This is a genomic window from Saccharopolyspora gloriosae, from assembly GCF_022828475.1.
GTDB lineage: Bacteria > Actinomycetota > Actinomycetes > Mycobacteriales > Pseudonocardiaceae > Saccharopolyspora_C > Saccharopolyspora_C gloriosae_A.
This window is the reverse complement of sequence record NZ_CP059557.1, coordinates 938,197-961,237: the sequence shown is the minus strand read 5'-3', so window position 1 is coordinate 961,237 and position 23,041 is coordinate 938,197. Positions and strand designations below refer to the sequence as shown.

Genomic DNA, 23,041 nt, shown 5'->3' with positions numbered 1-23,041 from the left:
GTCTGCTTTGCGTGGTTCTGGTGTGGGGCGTTCGTTCGTCGCTGGTGTTCGGCGGGTCAGTGGCGGCGGCGAGAAGGGAGGGCTCCGATTGCGGTGAACAGGATCGCAGCGGCCTGGAGCACCAGTAGCGCGGTGCGGGAGGAGTCGCCGTAGCCGACTCGGACCTCGCTGGCCGCGTCCGGCATCGGTACCGCGACCTGGTGGCCCCACGCCTCGGCCAGCGGTGCCTCCTTGCCGTCGATCACCGCGTGCCAGCCGGGTTCGTGCTCGGCGGCCAGCAGCAGCACACGGCCGACCCCGCCGTCCGACAAGCGCACCGCGACCTCGGGCAGCGTCGCGGGCACCCGCAGGGGTCGAGCCTGCGGCGACGGAGCCCCCTCCAGCCTGGCCTGCCGCGCCAGGTCGGGGCCGAGCAGCTGAACCGGCCCGGCGGGCAGCAGCACCCGGAGCACCGGCGAGCCATCGCCGAGCGTCCCGTGATCGGCGACCAGGTCGGCGGCCGCGTCCCGAACCCGGTTCGCCGTCGCCGCGTCCGGCACCGCCACGTGGCCGACGCCGCGCGCCGCCGCGGCGGCCAGCGCGGTGCGCACCCGGTGCGGATCGCCGGAGAGCAGCTCCATCTCCGTTTCCCGCAGCCACCGCACCGCGCCGGGCACCGGCACCAAGTCGTCATCGCCGAAGTGCGGCTTGCGGCCCTCCACCACCCGGGGCGGCTGCGCCCCCTGCTCGATCAGCAGCAGCCCGCCCGGCCCGTCGAGCTCCTCGGCCAGCGCCGGGGTCCCGCCCGACGGCTCGACGCGCAACGGGCCGCGCCCGGCGAGAACCGCGCTCACCCCGGTGACCAGCAGCGCTCCGGTCAACGCGCCCGCCAGCACGCGGCGGGGCACCTGTTCCGGGACGGGTCCCGCCGACAGCGCCATCCACAGCAGACCCGCGGCGGCCACGATCAGCGGCGCCCCGGTCGCCCCCGTGGTGGCCGGTCCGCCACCGAGCGGATCCGCCGCGACGAGATCCACCGCCACCGCCACGGACCACCCGGCGATGGCCGTGACCGCACCCGGAACCATCGCCCGGCTCGGCGCGAGCGCCGCCATCAGCAGTGCCGCGAGCACCAGCAACGCGCCCGCCCAGGTGGCGGGCGCACCGTCGGTGCTCAGCGCCGCGACCCAGCCGCCCGCGGACGTCTCGGTGATCCGGGCGCCGAGCCCGTGCAGCACCAGCTCAGGGTGCCGCAGCAACACCACCGGCCACGGCAGCAGGCAGACGACGGGAAGCAGCACCAGCGCGGCCAGTCCCGCCATCCGGCGCGGCGCGCGCCGAGCCTCCCCCGGCACCGCCACAAAACCCAGCAGCGCCAGCAGCACCAGCAACGCCTGCACCAACGGGGTGAACGCGCCGAGCACGGCCAATCCGAGCGCGGTCGCGCACGCCGTGCCCAGCCAGTGCCGCGATTGGGACAGCATCGCCAGCCGGGACAACCCGATCACCGAGGCGATGCCCGCCAGCAGCGGCGGCACCATGATGTGCGCCACCACCACGTCCAGCCGCCCCTGCCCGGCCGAAGCCGTCGCCACCGGCAGCAGCGCGTACGCCGCGGCGGCGACCGCCCGGTGGGCGCCCCGCATCGGCAGTGAACGGGTCGCGGCGTAGGCGGTGAGCCCGGCCAGCGGCACCCCGAACAAAAACAGCACGCCCACCACCGCGGGCGGCCCGCCCAGCGGCGCGAGCACGGTTCCCAGCAGCGCGAGCACCAGCAACGAAGCCGAAGCAGGTGAACCGGTGCCGCCGTTCACGGGATGCCACGAGGCGACGTAGTCCCGCCAGGTCGAGCTCAAGTCGACCGCCGACAGCAGCCTGCCGCCCTGCAGCTCCCCGCCGAACCGGGCGTGCTCGGCGACCAGGCCGTGCGTGACCAGTGCGAACACGATCAGCGCGACGGTCAGCACCACCGGCGGCGTGAGCAGCAGTTCCCGCAGCACGCGCCGCCGATCCACTTGCACCAGCAGCAGCTTCCGGTCCGGTTCGGGCGCTTGCCGGGCATCGCGGGGCACCGGCGACGGCCGTGGCTTCGACTCTTCGACGGGGGCCGCTTCGACGGGCACCACGACCGGCCCCGAAGGACGGCGGAGTCCACCGACGCTGCGCCTGCGGCCGCCGGGCCTGGCGAGCGCTCCGGCGGGCAGCGCGGCCGGCCCGACGGAGCGGGGTGCGGCGGCCTCGTCGACGGAAGTCACCCGGCCCGGGCCGAGGACGCCCGGCGTGCGGCCGAGGACGACCTCACGCCGCACCCGTTCCCGCACCAGACCCGCGAACGCCGCCCTGATCCCATTGCGCAGCCGGGTCAACCGGCTGGTCAGCAGCCCGCGCACCTCGGACGGCTCCGGGGTGGTCGTGCGCCGTCGCGCCCGCGCCGAACGCAGCTGCATGCCCCCGGTGACCAGCGCGGACACCACGGCGAACTCGGCCGACACGTCCCGCCGCCGCCACAGCAGCGCGTATCCCGCGATTCGCAGCAGCGACAACACCAGCAACCGCGGCACGCCCGCCACGTACGACCGGAACGGGGCGTTGACCAGGAAGGTGCGCACACCGCCGACTCGTTCGGCGGCCCGCGAGGTGCGCTGCCGCGCCGCGTCCGGCACGCGGTCCCCGCCGCGCAGTTCACCGGCGTGGCGCATCCGGGCGCTGGGCACGCTCAGCACCAGGTGCCCGTCGGAGTTGGCCCGCCAGCCGAAGTCGATGTCGTCGAAGCCCAGCGGCAACGCCGCGTCGAATCCGCCGAGGCGCTCGAAGACGTCCCGCCGGATCAGCGCGCCCGCGGTGGACACCGCCAGCACCTCGGACACGGCCAGCATGTCGGTGGCGTCGCGCCCGGCCGAGTTCTCGCCCTCGAAGCCGGCTTCGTCCGCCGTGGGCTCTTCCACGAGCTCGGAGTCGTTCGCCGCATCAGACGACACGACACCGGGCGCGTCCACCTCGGCCGATTCGTCCACTTCGGACGTTGCTGAAGCGGCGCCGGACTCGGTCTCCTCAGCCGCGTCGGCCCCGGACGCGGACTCGTCGGCCGAACCGGACTCGGCGCCCGCCGACGGCACCTCGTCGAGGCGATCCGCAGAAGAAGCGTCTTCGAGCGGCGAACTCTGCCCGGAAAGCCCCCAGTCGAGTTCCGGGTCGGCTTCGGCCGAGCCGATGCCGGTCTGCCGGTTCCCGGAAGCGTCCGTGGACAACCCGGCGTCGACGACGAGCCGCGGATCGTCCCAATCCAAACCCAGCGGCCCCAGCACCGCGGCCGTCGAATCCAGCTCAGCGACACCGAGCAGTTGACGCAGGCAGTCCGGGGCGGGCGCGGAATCGTCGTGCAGCAGCCATAACCACCGGCCCGGGTCGCCCCACCTCGACACCGCGTGCTCCGCGGCCGCCGAGACCGCCGCGCCGAAACCGGTGTCCGGCGGGAGGTCGAGCACGCCGTCGACCAGATCCGTCGCCGCCGCCAGCAGCTCCGCGGTGTCGTCGGCGGAACCGGTGTCCACGGCGAGCAGATGCCGCGGCCGGACGGTGAGTTCGCGCAGCGCGGCCAGAACCTCCGGCAACCTGCGGTCGCCGTCGTGGCACACCAGCACCGCCACTACCGGCGCGGTGTTCAAGCGCGGCGCGGTCCCGACCACTGTGTCCTCCCCTGCCGTGGTGCGATCACCGCACGACGGTAGTGGACCGAGGCCCGGCAGCTCAGAGCCTGTCTCACGAATTCACATCATGGAAGGGCCAGGGCCGGTGATCCCGGCGAGATCGGCTCCGCACGGCGGCCACGGGCACGTGCGCGAACCCGACCGGTGGGAGGCCGGACTCGGTGACCCGCCGGGAACCGGCGGACGACCGAGCCCGGCCTCACACCGCCTGTCGTTTGAGGCGGCGGCGTTCCCGCTCGGACAGTCCGCCCCAGATGCCGAAGCGCTCGTCGTGTTCCAGCGCGTACTCCAGGCATTCCGGTCGCACCTCGCAGCCCGCGCAGATGCGTTTCGCCTCGCGAGTGGAGCCGCCCTTCTCCGGGAAGAACGCTTCCGGATCGGTTTGCGCGCACAATGCGCGTTCCTGCCACTCCTGTTCCGGCTCACCCAGTTCGAAGAGCTGAGCGAGCACATCGGCATCCGTGGTCTCGGATTCCTGCGGATCCCCCCATTGCATCAGGTTCCCCTGCTGCAGCGGATGACTCTGTTCCATCAAGCGGCCCTGTTCCATCAGGTGGGCTTGACCTGTCTCCCACATTGGTCCTCCCCGATCGCTCCCGTTCCCCGCGGTCCTCCCCAGGACCGTTCGGGATGCACTCCGGACGCGGGGCGCGCAGCGTCCCGCGTCGCCGCCCGGATCGGACTTCGGCCCTCTCACCGAGACCGTCCGTTCGACCGTGGTCATCACCAGGGCTCCCTTTCCCCGGCCACCGCTTCGAGAATCCGCTACGGGAAATCCACGAGGTGGAAAACCGAAGCGGGCGATTCGTCGCGATTCGCCGCCGCCGACCGGTCGCCTAGCGGCGGACCGCCGGACGGAACCCGCCGTTGAGCAATCATTTCAGCGGAGAATGACACTGCTGTGATTACACCGGTGCAACTCCACTCGGTCAAGCGGAGCCAACCCGTTGAGGGACCCCGGGGCGCCCGCCGTATGACGCAACTTCGGCACACTTTTGTTCGCGTCCTGATACTCCAGGTGGCGGCTCCGCGCAGCCTGGATCGAGGCTTTTCACCCGCCGGTCCCGAACGCCCGGTGCGGGACAGGGACACTGAAGGGGTGAACAAGCGCGTGAGTCCCCTGTTCCTCGGCCTGCTCGGCGCGACCGTTCTGGGCGGTGTGCTGGCCACGTTCGACAACTCGTTCGCGAGTGTCACCGGTGTGGTGCTGATCGTGTTGGGCGGTTGGGCGACGTCGTTGTGCCTGCACGAGTTCGGGCACGCGATCACCGCATTCCGCGGTGGTGATCGCGCGGTGCAGGCGAAGGGATACCTGACGCTGGATCCGCGGCGTTACACCGATCCGGTGTTGAGCATCGTGCTGCCGTTGCTGTTCGTGATCGCCGGTGGTATTCCGCTGCCCGGCGGCGCGGTGTGGATCAACCACCACGCGCTGCGCTCCCGGCGCACCGAGTCGATGGTGTCGCTGGCCGGGCCGCTGACGAACCTGGTGCTGGGGATGCTGATCACCGCGGTGGTGCAGCTTTTCCCGATGCCGGGTCTCTTGGGCGCGGGCCTGTCCTACCTGGCGTTCCTCCAGGTGATCGCGTTCGTGCTGAACATCCTGCCGATTCCGGGCCTGGACGGCTACGGCGCGATCGAGCCGTGGCTGTCGTACCGGGCGCGCGAGCTGGGTGAGAAGGCGCGGATGTGGGCTCCGCTGGCACTGTTCGTGCTGCTGTTCGCGGTGCGGCCGGTGGGGCAGGTGTTCTTCGCGCTGGCCTACCTGGTGTTCGGCGCGGTCGGCGGCAACGACGACCTGTCCGTGATCGGTCAGTCGTACTTCCGCTTCTGGGAGTTCTGAGCCGGCACCTGCCGCGCACCACGACGTCCGTACGAACCGCCCCCGGCACCGCCGCCGGTGCCGAGCCGCGCGGTGACGCAGCGGACATCCTCCGCGCCCAGGTTCCCGACCGGACGGCCCGACCCACGTGCGAGGATCGCGGGGTGAAGGTCGTAGCACTGGTCGGCGGAGTGGGCGGGGCGCGGTTCCTGCTGGGAGTCAAAGCGGCGCTGGGCATGCCCGCGCTCGGCGAAGGTGACCGCGAGTCCCCGCACGAGGTGACCGCCGTGGTCAACATCGGCGACGACGTGTGGATGCACGGACTGCGGGTCTGCCCGGACCTCGACACCTGCATGTACACGCTCGGCGACGGCATCGACACCGGGAAGGGCTGGGGCCGCGTCGACGAGACGTGGTCGGTGAAGGAGGAACTGGCCGCCTACGGCGCCGAACCGAGCTGGTTCGGGCTGGGCGACCGGGACATCGCCACGCACCTGGTGCGTTCCCGGATGCTGCGGGCGGGTTATCCGCTGTCGGCGGTGACGGAGGCGCTGTGCGATCGCTGGCGTCCCGGGGTGCGGCTGTTGCCGGTCAGCGATGACCGGGTGGAGACGCACGTCGCCATCGAAGACCCGGCCACCGGCGACCCGGCCGCGGTGCACTTCCAGGAGTGGTGGGTGCGCCACCGCGCGGAGCCGGTCGCGAGCGCGATCGTGCCGGTCGGCGCGGAAGAAGCGACGCTCGCACCGGGAGTGGCCGAGGCCGTGGCCGACGCCGACGTGGTGCTGGTCGCCCCCTCGAACCCGGTGGTGAGCGTGGGCACGCTGCTGGCGGTGCCGGGATTCCGCGCGGCGCTGCGCTCGACGAAGGCGCCCGTGGTGGGCCTGTCCCCGATCATCGACGGCCGTCCGCTGCGCGGCATGGCCGACGCCTGCCTGACCGCGATCGGCGTGGAGACCTCCGCCGAGGCCGTCGGCAGGCTCTACGGTTCCCGTTCGGAGTCCGATGACGGCGTGTTGGACGCTTGGCTGGTGCACACCGGCGACAAGGCGGACGTGCCGGGCGTGACGGTGCGCGACGTGCCGCTGCTGATGTCCGATGTGGACACCACGGCGGAGATGGCGAAGGCCTCGTTCGCGGCGGCGGGGCTCACGGTCCCGGAGGCGTCATGAGGGATCACGCGGCGACCGCCGGACTTCAGCTGTTCGCGGTGACCGGGCTGCCGGAGTTCGGCCCCGGCGACGATGTGGCGGCGTCCATCGCCGCGAACGCGCCGTGGCTGTCCGACGGGGACGTCGTGGTGGTCACCAGCAAAGTCATCTCGAAGGCCGAGGACCGGATGGTCCGCACGCCCGACGACCCGGAGGCCCGCGAGCAGCTGCGCCGCGAACTGGTGCGCTCCGAGTCGACGGCCGTGCTGGCGCGGTTCCGCAACACCCTGATCACCCGCAATCGGCTGGGCATCGTGCAGGCCGCGTCCGGCGTGGACGCCTCGAACGTGGCGCTGAACCAGATCGCGCTGCTGCCGGAGGACCCGGACGCCTCGGCGCGCAGGCTGCGGGCCGGGCTGGCCGACCGGCTGGGCGTGCAGGTCGCCGTGGTGATCACCGACACGATGGGCCGGACCTGGCGCAACGGGCAGACCGACGCCGCGATCGGCGCCGCGGGCCTGCGGGTGCTGCACCACTACGAGGGCAGCATCGACTCGCAGGGCAACGAGCTGGCCGTCACCGAGGTCGCCGTCGCCGACGAGATCGCGGCGGCCGCGGACCTGGTGAAGGGCAAGCTCGGCGGCGTCCCCGTCGCGGTGGTGCGCGGGCTGCGCACCGAGGACGACGGCTCCGCCGCCCGCGACCTGACCCGGCCGGTGGAGCACGACCTGTTCCGGCTGGGCACGAACGAGGCCATCGCGCAGGGCCGCCGGGAAGCGGTGCTGCTGCGCCGGTCGGTGCGCTCGTTCAGCGCGGAACCGGTCGACGAGCAGGCCGTGCGGCGTGCGGTGGGGGCCGCGTTGACCGCGCCCGCCCCGCACCACACGAAGCCGGTCCGGTTCGTGTGGCTGCGGGATCAGGCGCTGCGCGCGAAGCTGCTGGACGCGATGCGCACGGCGTGGCTGACCGACCTGCGCGGCGACGGCCGCGAGGAGAGCTCCGCGCAGCGCCGGGTGGGCCGCGGTGACCTGCTGTACGAGGCGCCGGAACTGGTGCTGCCGTTCCTGGTCCGGGACGGCTCGCACGACTATCCGGACGCGCGGCGCTCGGAAGCGGAGCGGGCGATGTTCACCGTCGCGGGCGGCGCCGCGGTGCAGGGCCTGCTGGTGTCGCTGGCGGCGGAGGAACTCGCGTCGTGCTGGGTGTCCTCGACGTTGTTCTGCCCGGACGTGGTGCGCTCCGCCCTGGAGCTGCCGGAGTCGTGGGAACCGCTCGGCGCGGTGGCCGTCGGCCATCCTGCCGAACCGGTCGACGGCCCCCGCCCGCCGCGCGAACTCGACGACGGCCTGCTGGAGCTGTGAGGCGCCAGGTCTCCGGGTGGCGCTCCGGCCGGAGCGGGGAGACTGGTGCGGTGATGACGGAACAGGGCGAGCACATGATCGGCGAGACCGGCGAGGGGCCGCACGCGGACGCGGTGCGCACGCTGCGCGGCTGGGCTCCGGCGGAGGCGACGCAGGACGCACTGCGGCACGCGTTCCTCACGTTGCTCGACGCGCGCCCGGACGCGTGCCAGCGCGCGTGCGAGCCGGGGCACGTGACGGCTTCGGCGGTGCTGGTCGACGCGGCCGGTGAGCACGTGATGCTCACCCTGCACCCGCGCGTCGGGAAGTGGTTGCAGCTCGGCGGGCACTGCGAACCGGAGGACTCCTCGCTGGCCGGTGCCGCGCTGCGGGAAGCCACCGAGGAGTCCGGTGTCAGCGGGCTGGTCGTGGACTCGGAGCCGGTGCACGTGGACGTGCATCCGATCACCTGCTCGCTGGGCCTGCCGACGCGGCACTTCGACGTGCGCTACCTCGTGCGCGCTCCCGCCGGCGCGGAACCGGTGCGCAGCGACGAGTCCCTGGACCTGCGCTGGTGGCCGATCGGCGCCCTGCCCGCGGACTCCGACCTCGGCCCGCTGCTCGACGCAGCCCGCCCGCACCTGCGCTGATCACGACGGTTCACCCGACGAGCCGGAGCTCGCACCGAATCCGCTCCGTCCGGGCCAGCTGCCGGCCCCCCGTCACCAACGCCATCCCGTGCGCCTCCGCGACCGCCACGTACGCCGCGGCGTAGGCGGTGAGATCGCCTCGGAGGTCCCAGATCCGATCCAACACCGGCGGTGTGAGCGGCAGGTTCTCGATGTAGGTGGCCTTCGAGCGGCGGAGTACGCCTTCGGCGTGCACCTGGGTGATCTTGCGTCCCCGCACCAATCCGCGAAGGACGTTCATCAGCTCCACGGACTGATGTGGCGGGGCAGCCCAGCCGGGATCTGCCCCCAGCGTCTTCCTGATCTGCGGGCCGCTGTGATCTCCGCCGAGGAAGAACGCCACCAAAGTCGAAGTGTCAACAACGATCACGCGACGCCCGTCTCCCCCGGCGAGCCGGGCGCCTCACCGCGCGCCGCTCGCACGGCATCCACGATCTCGTCCATGCTGAGCGGGCCGCCACCGACCGGTTCCATCTCGGCGATTTCCGCGTTGCGCGCGAACTTCGCCTCCCGTTCGAGGACGACGAGCAGGTAGTTTTGCATCGACTGCCCGCTGCGCTCTGCAGCGCGACTGAGCAGCTCTTTGATCTCGTCCGGCACGTTCCGAACTGTTATGGCCGTCATGCAGTCATTGTAGCTGCATTGTGCTGACACTGTCGTCTTCAGCGTGATGGGTCAGCTGGTGCGGTAGTCGCGGGCCGGGAGGCGGGGGCCGAAACGGGGGCGGGTCGCGCCGGCCGCGCTCAGGTAGCGCACGGCGCGGTGACGGTGGCCCGCGTAGGGGGCGAGCGCTTCGAGCATCTCCGCGTCGTCCATCGGCCGGCCCGCTAGCGCGATGCCCACGATGGTCGACAGGTGGTAGTCGCCGACGCTGACCGCATCCGGATCGCCCCAGGCGCGCTGGGCGACCTCGGCGGCCGTCCACTGCCCGATGCCGGGCACGTGCCGCAGCAGCGCGCGCCCTTCCTCACCACCGAGCTCCACCGCCCGCTCCAGCCGGTGCGCGACGCCCGCCGCCGCGATCAAGGTGCGCCGCCGGGCACCGTCGACGCCGGCCTTGTGCCACTCCCAGTCCCGGATCTCCCGCACCTGGCGCGGCGTCGGAGGCGCGCACAGCCCGTGCGGAGCCGGTCCCGGCGCGGGAGTCCCGAACCGGCGGCACAGCTCCCGCCAGGAACGCCACGCCTCCCGGTTGGTGACCTTCTGCTCCAGCACCGCGGCCACCAGCACGTCCCACACCCGACCGGACGAGCACAACCGCATGCCCTGCGCGGCCCGCCTGCCGCGCCGGACGATGTCGTGGGCGGCGACGAAACCGCTGTCGTCGTCGGCGGCGCCGAGCAGCTCCGGGACGCGCCCGAGCACGACCTCCGCGCCGTCGCCCCAGGCCTCGGCGGCGACTTCGCCGGAAGGGTCCTTCGTGAGCCGCAACGTCGCGGCGCCGTGCGCGGTGGTCGTCGCCAGCCACCACGCCCCGGACTCCGCGACCGAGCTCGTCGGGTCGCCGGTGCCCCTGCGCAGAGGCGAGAGCACCCGCGCCAGATCGAGCGGAGCCGGAGGAAGCCAGGTGGTGCGCATCAGCTCGTCATCTCCGGTCCGCCGAGAACCGCACCCCGCCTGCGGGGATCTCCACCGACGGCCACACGCGGGCACCGTCGAGCAGCTCGCACTCGTCGCCGATCACCGCTCCGTCGCCGATCACCGCGCCGCGCAGCGTCACTCCGTCGCCGATGCGGGCGCCCGCTCCGATCACGCAACCCCGCACTTCCGAGTCGGCGCCGACCTGCGCGCCGTCGAACAGCATCGATCCGGTGACCTGCGCGCGCGCCGCGACGACGGCGTCGGCGCCGACGGTGCTGCCGCCGTCGACCACGGCGTCCTCGGCGACCTGCGCGCCCGGCAACAGCAGCGCCTCCCCCGGCCGTCCCGGCAGCGCCGCCGACGGAAGCTCACCGCGCACCAGGTCCGCCGAGCCCCGCACGTACGCGGCCGGTGTCCCCATGTCCAGCCAGTACGAGGAGTCGACGTGGCCTTGCAGCCGCGCGCCGTCGGCCAGCAGGCCGGGGAAGGTCTCCCGCTCCACCGACACCCGGCGACCGGCGGGGATGTCGTCGATCACGGTCCTGCGGAACACGTAGCAACCCGCGTTGATCTGGTCGACCGGCGGGTTCTCCGTCTTCTCCAGGAACGCGGTCACCCGGCCCTCGGAGTCGGTGGGCACGCAGCCGAACTGGCGCGGATCGTCCACCTTGACCAGGTGCAGCGTCACCTCCGCCGCGCTGCCGCGATGGGTCTCCACCAGGGAACGCAGATCCAGGCCGGAGAGGATGTCACCGTTGAACACCAGCACGTCCCGCTCCCGCAGCAGGTGCGAGACGTTGCGAATGGCGCCCGCGGTGTCCAGCGGCTCGTCCTCGACGACGTACTCCAGTTCCAGCCCGAAAGCGGAGCCGTCGCCGAAGTGCTCCGCGAAGACCTCCGCCTTGTACGAGGTGCCGAGCACGACGTGCTCGATTCCCGCCGCCCGGATCCGCGCCAGCAGATGACTCAGGAACGGCACCCCTGCGGTGGGCAGCATCGGTTTCGGCGCCGAGAGCGTCAGCGGACGCAGCCGCACGCCCTGGCCACCGACCAGCACCACCGCCTCCGCGTCGCGCAGCGGGCCGGGCGAACCATCGGGACCGGCGGTCATACCGGACCTCCTTCCTCGCGCCGGGTCGCCCCGGCCTCCGGTACGGGTACGTCCCCGAGATGCGCCGTCCGAGGGGGCTCCCCGAACGGGCATCGGACGTGCCCAGTAGATCCTGACGAAAACCCGTTGGGGGGAATACTGTGACAATGGTGGCGGCATAATGGAGACCGGGCTCCGGCTCAGTGGAATCGGTCACCTCCGGGCCTGATCGCCGAGGCCACACCCCGCCCCGGCACCGCACGGCCGTCCCGGCGCACCGCACGACGTCGCGCGGGAACGGCCCCGCGGCACCGGGGCACCGAGTTCGAGGCACCGGACCCGTCCGGTCGTCCCGGATCTCTTCCGAGCACGAACGCCATGAGCGGCGTCGCGGCACCACTCCCACGGCATCGCGACGACCCGCACCGTGGTGGCACCATGATCGTCGCGACGCGGCGGGGAGTTCCCGCCGGGACGTGACGAGCACACCGGGAAGTTCACCGACACCAATTCCGGCCGCGAACCGGGGACGACGGATACAGTGCGACGACACGGATCGGAACCGGACTCCGCACCGAATTCGAACCCCGTGCCGCGAGGCGGACAAGGCACGCATACCTTGCCGCGAGACGGCGAGAACACGAAGGGACCGCGGCGCAGCGAGCACCTCGGCGTCGCACCGCGGTAGCGCAACGGTCGCGAAGCGGCCGAGAACCCGACGGCGAAAGCATGGAGAGGCACCGCTATGGACCCGCGGGACCGAGCCGACGAAACACTTGCTCGTGCGCGGGCACGGGGCGCGTTCGTCGTCACACCGGACAACGCCACCTCGCCGATGGACGCCTCGACGACCGTGCGAATCCCGCGCACCGTGGTCGCCGCCGCCGATCAGGCACCGGCCGACGCCGACTCGACGATGGCCATCCCGCAGTCCGCCCGGCCGCAGCAGCGCCCTGATCAGCGGCAGCAGTCTCCCGGGCAGCAGTACGCGGGACAGCAGCCCGCGCAGCAGCAATCGGGTCAGCAGCAGTCTTCGCAGCAGCAGAACGACGGGTACAGCTGGCCTGCGGAGGACTACGGCCAGCTGCCGCCGAACCCGTACCAGGCGCAGCGCGCCGAAGGGCAGTTCGGTCCGCTCGGTTCGCGGGCCGCTCGGCAGAACCCGCAGTACTAGCCCGCCTCGCGACCTCGGCCGCGCATCGGCGCCACCGGAAGTCGACGCCGCACCCGCCCGGGACCGCCGGTAGGAGGCGGGCGCCGCGAACCGCGCGACGCCCGGTCCTCGTCGCCCTACTTCGCGCTCGCGCGCACTTCCAGCCGAGCCCGGACCGCGAGCGCGGCCCGCAGCGCCAGGCGCACCGGCGCCCACACCGCTCCCCGGTGCCTGTCGGCCAGGTACCGGTAGGCGCTGCGGTGGTGTTCCATCAGCATCTTGCCGGGCGTCTTCGACGTGGCGTGCCCGCCGATGTGGGTGATCCGGGCACTGGGCACGTACACGTTGAGCCAGCCCTTGCGGGCCAGCCGGTCGCCCAGGTCGACGTCCTCGAAGTACATGAAATAGCGCGGATCGAACCCGTCGATGCCGTCGTACGCCTCGCGCCGGATCAGCAGGCACGAGCCGGACAGCCAGCCCGCGGTGCGCTCGGCGGCCGCCGTCTCGGACTGCCGGTAGGCACGCGTCCAGGGGTTGCCCGGCCACACCCGCCCGAACACCGCGTGCCCGGCGCCGCGCCCCAGCGAGGGCAGCAGCCGAGCCGACGGGTAGACGCTGCCGTCGGGTTCCGTGATCAGCGGGCCGAAGGCACCACCGCGCGGCCAGCGGGAGGCGGCGGCGAGCAACTCGTCCAGCGCGCCCGGCGCCCATTCGACGTCGGCGTTGCTGATCACCACCCAGCCGACCTCGTCGTCGAGGGCGGCCACGCCCCGGTTCGCCCCGCCGCCGTAGCCGAGGTTCCCCCCGGTCGGGAGGAATTCGACCTCGGCACGGGTCTCGGCGGCTCGTTCCGGTGCCCCGTCGGTCGACCCGTTGTCGGCGAGGATCACCCGCACCGGCCGGTCGGTGGCCGCTTTGATCGAGTCGAGGTTGCGGTCCAGGGTCTCGCCGGGCGAGTAGGTCACGATGACGATGGCGAGCTCGTCGCCTTGGCTGCGGGAGGAGGCGGTCACGCTCGGACATTCTGCCGAACCGGGTTCGGCGGCCGCGGGGCGGTGAGCCCGTGTCAGCGGCTGCGGCGGTGCAGGTGGTGCGCACGGGAGTAGGCCTCGCGGTGCTCGGCCGCACACGCGGCCCAGGTGAACTCCTTCGCGCGGCGCTGAGCGGCGGCGGACAACGCCGAGCGCCGGGCCGGGTCGTCGAGCAGTTCGGTGAGCCCGTTCGCGATCTCGCCAGGCCCCACGCCGCAGTAGGCGACGGCGTCGCCGCCGACCTCGGGCAGGCTCAGCCGCCCCGTCGTGAGCACCGCGGCGCCGCAGGCCATCGCCTCCAGCACCGGCAGGCCGAAGCCCTCGCCGATGCTCGGGTAGGCGACGACCTCCGCCCCGCCGAGGAAACCGGGCAACTCCGCGAACGGCACGTAACCGGCGCGGATGACGCGGACGCGGTGCGGCACCTGTTCCAATGCCCGCTCCACTCGGGTGTCCCAGCCCGGTTGCCCGGCCAGCACCAGCGCCGGGTCGTCGGCCCGGCCGCGGCACGCCATGGTGAAGCCCTTGATCAGCGCGGGCACGTTCTTGCGCGGTTCCAGCGCGCCGAGGAACGCCACGTACGGCTGGTCGCGCAGTCCCAGCCGATCCCGCACCGCCCGGATCTCCGCGGGCGACGGCGGGTGGAAGTGGTCCGGGTCGACACCGTGGTACATGACGTGCATCGCGTCGCGGTCGGCTCCCGCGCTGCGCGCCAGCTCGTCGGCGGTGGCCTCGCTGGGCACCACGCACCGGGTGGCCCGGCGCAGCGCGGCCTTCGTCCAGGCGCGGAAGAAGCGGGCCTTCACCGGGGAGTGCAGTGCTGAGTCGGTGAAGAAGGTCGCGTCGTGCAGCGTGACCACGGAGGCGGCCGGGTTCGCCAGCGGCGTCGTGTAGTGCGGGGAATGCAGCACCTCCGCGCCGAGCCTGCGCACCAGCCGCGGCAACGTGGTCTGTTCCCAGGTGAGCCGGGCGGTGCGCGTCGCCACCGCCTCCGCGGCGGGGATGATCCGGCTGTTCGGGGCGAGCCGCCCGTAGAGCGCGGCGTCGCGCGGCTGGCAGGTCACGCTCAGCTGCGCGCCGTCCTGGTCGAGTGCGGCCAGCAGCGAATCCACGTAGCGTCCGACGCCGCCTCGGTCCGCGGGGACGGCGGTGGCGTCGACGAGCAGCTGCGGCTCACCTCTGTGCACGCGTGCAGCGTACGGGGGTGCCGGAGTCGATCGTGGCGGGTTCCGCAAATCCGGTTCACGTTCGGCCGAGGTGCGCCCGCCACACTTCGCGGGCCGCTCGGTCCCAGCTGAAATGCTCCGCGCGGCGTGGCCCCGCTTCGGCCAGCCGGGCGCGCTGATCCTCGTCGTCGACGACGATGCGCAGGGCGCGAGCCAGCGCGCGGGGGTCGGCTCGCCGCACCGCGAGGCCCGCCGTTCCCGCGACTTCCACCAACGCCGGGACGTCGGAGTGCACGACGGGAGTGCCCACGGCCATCGCTTCCAGCAGCGGCAACCCGAAACCCTCGGCGAGGCTGGGCGCGACCAGTGCGGTCGCGTTGCGCAGCAGCACCGCGAGTTCGACGTCGCCGACGCCGCGCAGCACCCGCACCCGCCCGGTGGGCAGACCGTGCCGTGCGGCGAGGCGCAGCGGATCCACGTCGCCCCAGCCCGGTTCGCCGACGATCACCAGCGGTATCGCGGGCGCGTCGGGCCGGGCGAGGGCTTCGATGAGGTGCTCGTGGCCTTTGCGGGGTTCGATGGTGCCGATGATCAGCAGGTAGTGCGGCGGCAGGGCGGCGGCGACGATGCGCGCGTGATCCGGCTCGGGCGGCGCCAGCAGTGCCGGGGAGACGCCTTCGCCGACGACTCGGACCTCCGCTCGCAGCGGAGTTCGGGTGGCGAGGTCGGCGGCGACGGCCTCGGTCGGCACGACGAGCGTGTCCGCGTCGCGGGCGGCGCGGCCGATGGCGCGGCGGTGCCAGGCGACGCCGCGCGGGGTGAGCGTCTCCGGGTGCGTCCACGGCACGGTGTCGTGCACCGTGACCACGAGCCCGCGGCCGCGTTTGCGCGGCGGGGCGAGCGGCGTCATGGCGTGCACCGAATCGCCGCCGGGCCACAGCGGCACGCCTCGTTCCCAGGCCGCGATCAGGGCTTTTCGCGGCAGCGGCAGGACTTTCGGGGCGCCCACGCCGTCGACCGCGGCGTGGCCCGGGTCGCCGGTGCGGCTGATCGCGGCGGTGACCTCCCAACCGTCCGGGGCGGTCGCGGCCAGCGCCGTCAGGAGCTCGCGGGTGTAGCGGCCCGTCCCGCCGGGCACGGCGGCGCCGAGCTGCTCCGCGATCACCACCAGTTCAGGCACCCGCTCACCTTAACCACCGAGCTCGCCCGTCCATCGAGGTCAGCACCCCGTCCCCCGCCGGCCGCCGCGACCAAGATCACCTCGGCCGCGGTCCGCAATTCGGCGAGAACCTGAGAACCGCCAGGTGGGCGCTCCAGGGCTTCTGCCCGGTTCAGGTGGCGTTCTTGCCGCATACCTGGCGTGCGTGGATGTCGATTTCTCGGGAGATCGCGGGAGTTGCCCACAGGGACGTGTTCCATCCACAGGCGCGAGGCGGCGCAGTGGCCGGGCTAGGGTTCGGCGGGCGAGGTCGCCGTGGCGAGCTCGGGTGCGGCAGGCTCGGACGGTTCGGATGCGGGGGCGGTGTGCGGAGCACGGTCGTGGTGGTGACGTGGCGCGGACGAGCGCATCTCACCGCCTGCCTGGACGCGGTGGCCGCCCTCGATCGTCCACATCGGACACTGGTGGTGGACAACGCTTCCGACGATGGCAGCGCGGAGCTGCTCGCCCGGCACCCGTCGAAACCGGAAGTGCTGCGGCTGCCCCGGAACCTCGGCTACGCCGGCGGCATGGCGGCGGCGCTGCGCCGGGTCGCGACGCCGTTCGTGGCCTGGCTCAACGACGATGCCGTACCGGACACCGGCTGGCTCGCCGCACTGGAGGACGCGCTCGACGCCGATCCAGGCGCGTGGGCGGCGGCCTCCGCGATGCGCACTCCGGACGGCGAGCTCCAGTCCGCCGGGGTCCGCCTCACCTCCGACGGGCACGGAACCGACATCTCCCCGGCGGAAGGTGCCGCGGAAGTCTTCGGGTTCTGCGGCGGCGCGGCGCTGCTGCGCACGGCGGAACTGCGTGCGGCGGGCGGCGTTCCGGAGCGGTTCTTCTGCTACTACGAGGACACCGACACGGCGTGGCGGCTGCGGCTCGGCGGTGGCCGGGTGGTGTTCGCCCCCGGAGCCGGAGTCGTGCACCTGCACGGCGCCAGCACCCGTCCGGGATCGTCACGATTCCACCGTTGGAACGAGCGCAACCGGCTGCTCATGCTGCTGCGGTGCGCGCCTGCGCGAGTCGCGGCGGCCGAACTGGCCCGCTTCGCCGCGCTGACCTCGGTGCTGCCGCTGCGCCGCCTGCGCGGAGCACCGGTCCCGCCGGTGAACTTCCGCCTCCGGCTGCGGCTTCGGGTGCTCGCGGAGGTCCTCGCGATGACCCCGGCGGCGTTGCGCGCCCGCCGGCCGACGGCGCTCGACCGCACCGCGGTGTGGAGCCACTGGTCCGGCCGCTGATCACCACGGCAGGCCTGGAGTGAACGGACCGTTCGACCAACGAGATGGGACGAACGGTCCGTTCACTCCCGAAAACCCCGGCGCACGGCACACCGGTTTCGAGTGAACGGACCGTTGGACCAACCGGACTGGACGAACGGTCCGTTCACTTCGGAAGCTTCGGCCGGCGCGTCGGGATTGGGCGGATTCGCGGACTGTGTGCACTCGGTGCGCGGGGATAGGGCACGCTTAGGGGGTGGCTGTTACCTCCGAGTCCGCTGCGTTGCCGGCCGTCTCCGTGATCGTGGTCAACCACCGCGGGGCGGACGACACGATCACCTGCCTGCGGGCGGTGCGCGACGGGCTGGACTACCCGGCGGACCGGCTGGAACTGATCTGCGTCGACAACACCCCGGACAGTGCCGACGCGGCACGCATCCGATCGGAGATTCCGCAGGCCACCGTGCTGGAACCGGGTTCGAACCTGGGTTTCGCCGGGGGCTGCAACCTGGGGGCGCGCACTGCCACCGGGCAGGTGCTGGCGTTCCTGAACAACGACGCCCGCCCGGCCCGCGACTGGGTGCGGGCGGCGGTGGCGGTGCTGCGCGCGGAACCGACGGTGGGCGCGGTGGCGAGCAAGGTCCTCGACTGGGAGGGGGAGCTCGTCGACTTCGTCGACGGCGGACTCACCTGGTTCGGCATGGGCTACAAGCGGCACGCGGGCGAACCGGACGACGGTGCGCACGACGCGCCTCGGGATGTGCTGTTCGGCACTGGTTCGGCGCTGTTCGTGCGCGCGGAGCTGTTCGCGGCGCTGGACGGTTTCGACGAGCGCTTCTTCATGTTCTACGAGGACGTGGACCTGGGCTGGCGGCTGAACCTGCGCGGCTGGCGGGTGCGCTACGAGCCGCGGTCGCTGACCTACCACCGCCACCACGCTTCGATGGCGGAGGTCTCCTCCGCGCGGGAGAACTTCCTGTTGGAGCGCAACGCACTGGCCGCGCTGTACAAGAACGTCTCGGACGAGACGCTGGCGAAGGTGCTGCCCGCCGCGATGGCGCTGTCGATCCGCCGCGCCACGGCGCGCGGCGACATCGACGCGCAGCAGCTGGAGATGACGCGCCGCCCGGAAGGCCCGGACTTCGCCGACGACGTGCCGATCGCGCGGGACGCGCTGGCGGGAATGCTGGCGATCGACCAGTTCGTGGAGCTGCTGCCGCAGCTCAAGCAGGCCCGTGCGGTGGAACAGGCGGCGCGGGTGCGTTCGGACGCGGACCTGGTTCCGTTGATGCGCAAGGCGATGGAGCCCGCCTACCCGCTGCCGCGCTACCTGGCGGCGCACGAGGTGCTGGTGGACGCGTTCGGCCTGGACGAGGTGTTCGGGCGGCCCCGCACCATCGCGGTGCTCACCGGGGACGCGGTGGCGGAGCGGATGGCGGGACCCGCGATCCGCGCCTGGCACATGGCGGAGGTGCTCGGCGCCGAACACGACGTGCGGCTGGTGAGCGTGAACGCGCACGTGAACCCGCCGGAGTCGAAGTTCCCGGTGGTGGCGGCGAAACCGCGGGAGCTCGCCGCGCACGTCGACTGGGCGGACATCGTGATCGTGCAGGGCCACGTCCTGGAAATGGTGCCCGCGCTCAAGCACGCCGACTCGACGAAGGTCGTGGTCTGCGACGTGTACGACCCGATGCACCTGGAACTGCTGGAGCAGGGCCGCGACACCGACGACGAGCGCCGCGCCGCCGATCTGCGCGGCGTGACGAAGGTGCTGAACACGCAGCTGCGGCGCGGTGATTTCTTCCTGTGCGCCTCGGAGCGGCAGCGGCATTTCTGGTTGGGGCACTTGGCTTCGCTGGGCCGGTTGACGCCGGGCCTGTACGACACGGATCCGACGGTGCGCTCGCTGCTGGAGGTGGTGCCGTTCGGCCTGTCCTCGGTGGCGCCGCGCCGCACCGGCCCGGCGATCAAGGGCGCGCAGCCGGGTGTGGACGCCGACGACAAGGTCGTGTTGTGGGCCGGTGGCGTGTACAGCTGGTTCGATCCGCTGACGCTGCTGCACGCGGTGGGGCAGGTCGCGCAGCGCCACCACGACATCCGGTTGTTCTTCCTCGGCATGAAGCACCCGAATCCGGACGTGCCGGAGATGGGCATGGCGGACCGGACCCGCCATCTGTCGAGCAGGTTGGGTTTGACCGGCAAGCACGTGTTCTTCAACGAGACGTGGGTGCCGTACGCGGAGCGGCAGAACTACCTGCTCGACGCCGATTGCGGGGTCACTTCGCACTTCGAGCACGTGGAGACGACGTTCGCGTTCCGCACCCGGGTGCTGGACTACTTGTGGGCGGGCCTGCCGGTGGTGACCACCGATGGGGACTCCTTCGCCGACCTGGTGCGCCAGGAGGGCTTGGGCGTGGTGGTTCCGGCGGAGGACCCGGCGGCGCTGGCGGCGGCGTTGGAGAAGGTGCTCTACGACGCGGAGTTCGCCGCGTCCTGCCGAGAGCGCATCGAGGTGGTGCGGGAGCGGTTCACCTGGGAGTCGGTGCTGGCGCCGCTGACGGAGTTCTGCCGCGACCCGCGCCCGGCGGCGGACCGGTTGCGGGCGTCGGCTCCGCTGACCCGGACGCAGCCGCCGGACCGGGTGGAGGCGGTGCGCCGGGATGTGGCGCTGCTGCGGGAATATCTGGACGCGGGCGGCCCGATCGAGGTCGCGAAGCGAGCGGGCGGCCGGCTGCGCAGGCTGGCGGGCGATCGGCTGCGCAAGCGGTGAGCACCTCGCTGCGGGTCCTGCTCGACGGCACTCCGCTGTTGGGCAGGCGGACCGGGATCGGCCGCTACACGTCCTCGTTGAGCACCGAACTCGGCCGCATGTCCGATGTGGACGTTCGGGCGGTGGGTTTCACCTCGCGGGGCCGGCGGGCGTTGCGCGCGGCGGTGCCGCCGGGTGTGCGGGCGGCGGGGATTCCGGTTCCGGCGCGGGCGTTGCGGGCGGCGTGGTCGCGGGCACCGTTCCCGCCGGTCGAGTTGCTGGCCGGTGGCGCCGATCTGGTGCACGGCACGAATTTCGTGCTGCCGCCCGCGATGCGCGCGGGCGGCGTGGTGACGGTGCACGATCTGGCGTTCCTGGACGCTCCGGAGGAGGTCGCCGAACCGGGTTTCGCCGAGTTGGTGCGGTCTTCGGTGCGCCGGGCTGCGGTGGTGTGCACGCCGAGCGCGGCGGTCGCCGAGACGGTCGCGGAACGGTTCGGCGTGCCGTGGGAGAGCATCGTCGTCACACCGCTCGGGGTGGATCCGGAGTGGTTCGAAGCCGCCCCGCCGGGCGCGGAGCTGCATCGGCTGGGCCTGCCGGACGACTACTTCGTCTTCGTCGGCGCCGAAGGTCCGCGCAAGGGCGTCGACGTGCTGCTGCGCGGCCACGACCGGAAGCTGCCGCCGCTGGTGATCGCCGGCCCCGGTGAGGCGCGGCAAGTGCGCAACGTGCTGCGCACCGGGTACCTGCCGGAGCGGGAGCTGCGCAGCGTGGTGGCCGGGGCGCGGGCGCTGGTGCTGCCGTCGCGGGACGAAGGTTTCGGGCTGCCCGTGCTGGAGGCGCTGGCGTGCGGGGTTCCGGTGGTGTGCTCGGACCTGCCGGTGCTGCGGGAGGTCACGGGCGGGCTCGCCGAGTTCGTGCCCTACGGCGATCCGGACGCGTTGCGCGCCGCGTTGCAGCGCACCGTGGCCGCGCCGGTCGACCCGGCCGCGGCGGCCGCCCGCCGGGCGCACGCGGCGGGATTCACCTGGCGCGGCTGCGCGGAGGCGACGCTGCGGGCGTATCAGCGCGCTCGGTGATGTACGACCGGTGCCGCGGGTTCTCCGGAACGTGACCACATCCACCGCGGGCCGTGCCATAGTTACCGCACGGTAAGCGGTTCGCTCCACTTCGGAACGAACCCTTTCGTAGCCGAGGGGCTTTCCGATTGGTCGATCTCGATTTGTTCTCCCAATCGATACGAAGACCCTCGGAAATCCGGTGCTCAATCCCACAAGAAATCGACCAATCGATTCCCTCTCGTGTTCCTGAACTGTCGTTTCCGCGCCCTTCGGACGCCGATCCCCTAATAGACGGGAAACCCATGGGGGATCAGCCCCATACACGGCTCTCGGCGGGACACCTAGCGTGGTGACCACGGGCGGAGCAGCTCGGCGGCGCGACGGTCACGGTGCGATCGGACTCCGAAATCGAGGCGAAGAGACCTCGGTGGCGGCTGTGCGACGGAGTTCCGATGACCTTGCTGAAAACTGTTCCGGCCAGCTCGTGCGGAATTCCTGAATGGAGGGTTCGGACCGTGGTGACGGTGTACGAATTCCTGCGGATGATGGTGACCAGTGCGCAGTCTCGGGCGGAGTTCAACGCGGAACCGAGAGCATTCCTCGATCAGGCGGGACTGCACGAGCTCAGCAATGCGGACGTGGTGCACGCCGCCTCTCTGGCACTCGATCACGCACCGGTCGAGATCGTCGACGAGTTCACCAGAGCCCTGCCCCCGGGCCTGATCACGCTCGCCGCCGAAGGCCACGGCGTGCCCCTCGCCGACCTGATGCCGTTCCTCCCGAACGGCCCCGATGACATGGAGTCGAACATGGCAACCCCGGAGATCTTCACCTCGCTCGGCGACGTCGAGGACATGCTGACCCCGACCACGCGCACCACCGACGCGGAGTCCACCGACAACAGCGGCAACAGCACCGAGATGTCCCGCAGCGAGGACACCGCCTTCTCGGACAACCAGGCCGGCGCACCCGTCGGCAACGGCAACGAGGTCGGCCTGGTCGGCGACATCAACACCGGTGACATCAGTGGCCTGACCGGCGACCTCAACGCGGGCAACGTCGCGGGCAACGGCGTCACCGACGTCGTCGGCGGCCTCGAGGACACCGTCGGCGGCGTCCAGGGCGGCGACCTCACCGGCGGCCTGCAGGACCTCGGCGGTGTTGACGGCGGCGACGTGACCGGGCAGCTCGAGGACGTCACCGGCTCGCTGCCGGTGGACGACGTGGTCGGCGGCGTCGCCCCGATGGCGGACCTGACCGCCCCGCTGACCGGCGCCGACGGCCCCGTCGGCGGCGTCGAGGGCACCTTGGGCGACCTGACCGGCGGCCTCGGCATCTGATCGGGCGCTCCGGCGAAGGCCACCGGACGGCGTGCAGCGCCGCCGGTGGCCTTTTTCGTGAGCACCCGATTTGCGCTTTTTGGAGTCGAATTCGCGGTTTCACCCATCGCCGGACCGGTCCGCACCGAATACCGGTCGACGGATGGCTCATCGGGAGCGGCCGGACGGGAGGGCGAATGCTTCAGCCCCTGGACACCGGGGGACAGCGGATGGAGCGGGACGCCCCGGAGGATCTGCTGCTCAGGGCGGGTGCGGGCGAGCTGCGCGCATTCGAGCTGCTCTACGACCGCACGGCGATGCTGGTGCACGCGGTGGCCCGCGACGTGCTCGGCGACGAGCAGCAGGCCGAGGAGGTCACCCAGGAGGCGCTGGTCGAGGTGTGGCGCACCGCCGCCCGCTACCGGCCGGAGCGGGGCGATGCCGTCGCCTGGCTGCTCACGGTGGCGCACCGACGGGCCGTGGACCGGCTGCGTTCGGTGCGGTCCGCGCGGGAACGGGAAACGCGGTTCGCCGCACGATCGCACGAGATCGCGCACGACTCGGTGGTGGAGGCGGTGCTCACCCGCGGCGAGTACCGGCAGGTCCGCCGCTGCCTGTCCACGCTGACGGCGTTGCAGCTGGAAGCGGTCACGCTGACCTACTACTGCGGGCTCACCTACCGCGAGGCGGCGCAGCGGCTGGCGGCCCCGGCCTCCACGGTCAAGACGCGGTTGCGCGACGGGCTGATCCGGTTGCGCGACTGCCTGCACGCCCAGCGGTGA

The 23,041-nt window shown here is 72.4% G+C and carries 19 protein-coding genes; 10 read left to right on the top strand and 9 right to left on the bottom strand.

The features are described 5' to 3' along the window. Window positions 1-56 precede the first annotated feature (56 nt). Window positions 57-3,665, bottom strand: coding sequence for a glycosyltransferase (locus tag H2Q94_RS04120; protein ID WP_243792176.1), 3,609 nt, complete (start codon window positions 3,663-3,665; stop codon window positions 57-59). Window positions 3,666-3,885: 220 nt separating this feature from the next. Beyond that, window positions 3,886-4,182 carry a WhiB family transcriptional regulator gene (locus tag H2Q94_RS04115; RefSeq protein ID WP_243795517.1) on the bottom strand — a complete coding sequence of 99 codons (297 nt, stop codon included), beginning with the start codon at window positions 4,180-4,182 and terminating at the stop codon, window positions 3,886-3,888. Window positions 4,183-4,785: 603 nt separating this feature from the next. Between H2Q94_RS04115 and H2Q94_RS04110 the strand changes: the two genes are divergently transcribed. The 4 genes from H2Q94_RS04110 (at window position 4,786) to H2Q94_RS04095 (ending at window position 8,649) form a co-directional block, all read left to right on the top strand. Continuing rightward, on the top strand, window positions 4,786-5,529 hold the full coding sequence (locus H2Q94_RS04110; protein ID WP_243792174.1) for a site-2 protease family protein: 744 nt from the start codon (window positions 4,786-4,788) through the stop codon (window positions 5,527-5,529). Between the two features lie 143 nt (window positions 5,530-5,672). Next, a complete protein-coding gene (gene cofD, locus H2Q94_RS04105) occupies window positions 5,673-6,680 on the top strand; it encodes a 2-phospho-L-lactate transferase (RefSeq protein ID WP_243792171.1) in 1,008 nt (335 codons plus the stop codon). Continuing rightward, window positions 6,677-8,020 (top strand): coenzyme F420-0:L-glutamate ligase, encoded by a 1,344-nt coding sequence (locus H2Q94_RS04100; RefSeq protein WP_243792169.1) that lies wholly within the window; start codon window positions 6,677-6,679, stop codon window positions 8,018-8,020. The genes cofD and H2Q94_RS04100 overlap by 4 nt, the downstream gene beginning before the upstream one ends. A gap of 53 nt (window positions 8,021-8,073) precedes the next feature. Further along, the gene (locus tag H2Q94_RS04095; RefSeq protein WP_243792167.1) at window positions 8,074-8,649 is read left to right on the top strand and encodes an NUDIX hydrolase; all 576 of its coding nucleotides are present in this window, start codon (window positions 8,074-8,076) and stop codon (window positions 8,647-8,649) included. A 10-nt stretch (window positions 8,650-8,659) separates the two neighbouring features. Here the strand turns inward: H2Q94_RS04095 and H2Q94_RS04090 are convergent, their stop codons facing one another. Genes H2Q94_RS04090 through manB form a run of 4 tightly spaced genes read right to left on the bottom strand, consistent with a single transcriptional unit; the run spans window position 8,660 to window position 11,380 of the window. Then, window positions 8,660-9,058 (bottom strand): type II toxin-antitoxin system VapC family toxin, encoded by a 399-nt coding sequence (locus tag H2Q94_RS04090; RefSeq protein WP_243792164.1) that lies wholly within the window; start codon window positions 9,056-9,058, stop codon window positions 8,660-8,662. Further along, entirely contained in the window at window positions 9,055-9,312 is a 258-nt protein-coding gene (locus H2Q94_RS04085; protein ID WP_397545421.1) for a FitA-like ribbon-helix-helix domain-containing protein, read from the bottom strand. Before H2Q94_RS04085 ends, H2Q94_RS04090 begins: the two co-directional genes overlap by 4 nt. A 51-nt stretch (window positions 9,313-9,363) precedes the next feature. Next, entirely contained in the window at window positions 9,364-10,266 is a 903-nt protein-coding gene (locus H2Q94_RS04080; RefSeq protein WP_243792158.1) for a DNA-3-methyladenine glycosylase family protein, read from the bottom strand. 7 nt (window positions 10,267-10,273) lie between these two features. Further along, window positions 10,274-11,380: a mannose-1-phosphate guanylyltransferase gene (gene manB / locus H2Q94_RS04075; RefSeq protein WP_243792156.1), complete on the bottom strand. Its 1,107-nt coding sequence runs from the start codon at window positions 11,378-11,380 to the stop codon at window positions 10,274-10,276. Window positions 11,381-12,104: 724 nt separating this feature from the next. Here manB and H2Q94_RS04070 point away from each other — a divergent pair. Next, a complete protein-coding gene (locus H2Q94_RS04070) occupies window positions 12,105-12,533 on the top strand; it encodes a hypothetical protein (RefSeq protein ID WP_243792154.1) in 429 nt (142 codons plus the stop codon). Window positions 12,534-12,649: 116 nt separating this feature from the next. Here the strand turns inward: H2Q94_RS04070 and H2Q94_RS04065 are convergent, their stop codons facing one another. The 3 genes from H2Q94_RS04065 to H2Q94_RS04055 form a co-directional block, all read right to left on the bottom strand. Further along, the gene (locus H2Q94_RS04065) at window positions 12,650-13,525 is read right to left on the bottom strand and encodes a glycosyltransferase family 2 protein (protein WP_243792152.1); all 876 of its coding nucleotides are present in this window, start codon (window positions 13,523-13,525) and stop codon (window positions 12,650-12,652) included. Window positions 13,526-13,578: 53 nt separating this feature from the next. Beyond that, the gene (locus tag H2Q94_RS04060) at window positions 13,579-14,709 is read right to left on the bottom strand and encodes a glycosyltransferase family 4 protein (protein WP_243795516.1); all 1,131 of its coding nucleotides are present in this window, start codon (window positions 14,707-14,709) and stop codon (window positions 13,579-13,581) included. Between the two features lie 76 nt (window positions 14,710-14,785). Next, a complete protein-coding gene (locus H2Q94_RS04055) occupies window positions 14,786-15,889 on the bottom strand; it encodes a glycosyltransferase family 4 protein (protein WP_243792150.1) in 1,104 nt (367 codons plus the stop codon). Window positions 15,890-16,248: 359 nt separating this feature from the next. Here H2Q94_RS04055 and H2Q94_RS04050 point away from each other — a divergent pair, with 359 nt between their 5' ends. The 5 genes from H2Q94_RS04050 to H2Q94_RS04030 all read left to right on the top strand — a co-directional run bounded on the left by H2Q94_RS04050 (window position 16,249) and on the right by H2Q94_RS04030 (window position 23,041). Beyond that, window positions 16,249-17,151, top strand: a complete 903-nt coding sequence (locus tag H2Q94_RS04050) for a glycosyltransferase family 2 protein (protein WP_243792148.1) — start codon at window positions 16,249-16,251, stop codon at window positions 17,149-17,151. A gap of 235 nt (window positions 17,152-17,386) precedes the next feature. Beyond that, window positions 17,387-19,900: a glycosyltransferase gene (locus tag H2Q94_RS04045; protein WP_243792146.1), complete on the top strand. Its 2,514-nt coding sequence runs from the start codon at window positions 17,387-17,389 to the stop codon at window positions 19,898-19,900. Next, the gene (locus tag H2Q94_RS04040) at window positions 19,897-20,958 is read left to right on the top strand and encodes a glycosyltransferase family 4 protein (protein WP_243792144.1); all 1,062 of its coding nucleotides are present in this window, start codon (window positions 19,897-19,899) and stop codon (window positions 20,956-20,958) included. The genes H2Q94_RS04045 and H2Q94_RS04040 overlap by 4 nt, the downstream gene beginning before the upstream one ends. Window positions 20,959-21,455: 497 nt before the next feature. Then, window positions 21,456-22,280, top strand: coding sequence for a hypothetical protein (locus tag H2Q94_RS04035; RefSeq protein ID WP_243792141.1), 825 nt, complete (start codon window positions 21,456-21,458; stop codon window positions 22,278-22,280). Window positions 22,281-22,456: 176 nt separating this feature from the next. Next, window positions 22,457-23,041 (top strand): sigma-70 family RNA polymerase sigma factor, encoded by a 585-nt coding sequence (locus H2Q94_RS04030; RefSeq protein ID WP_243792139.1) that lies wholly within the window; start codon window positions 22,457-22,459, stop codon window positions 23,039-23,041.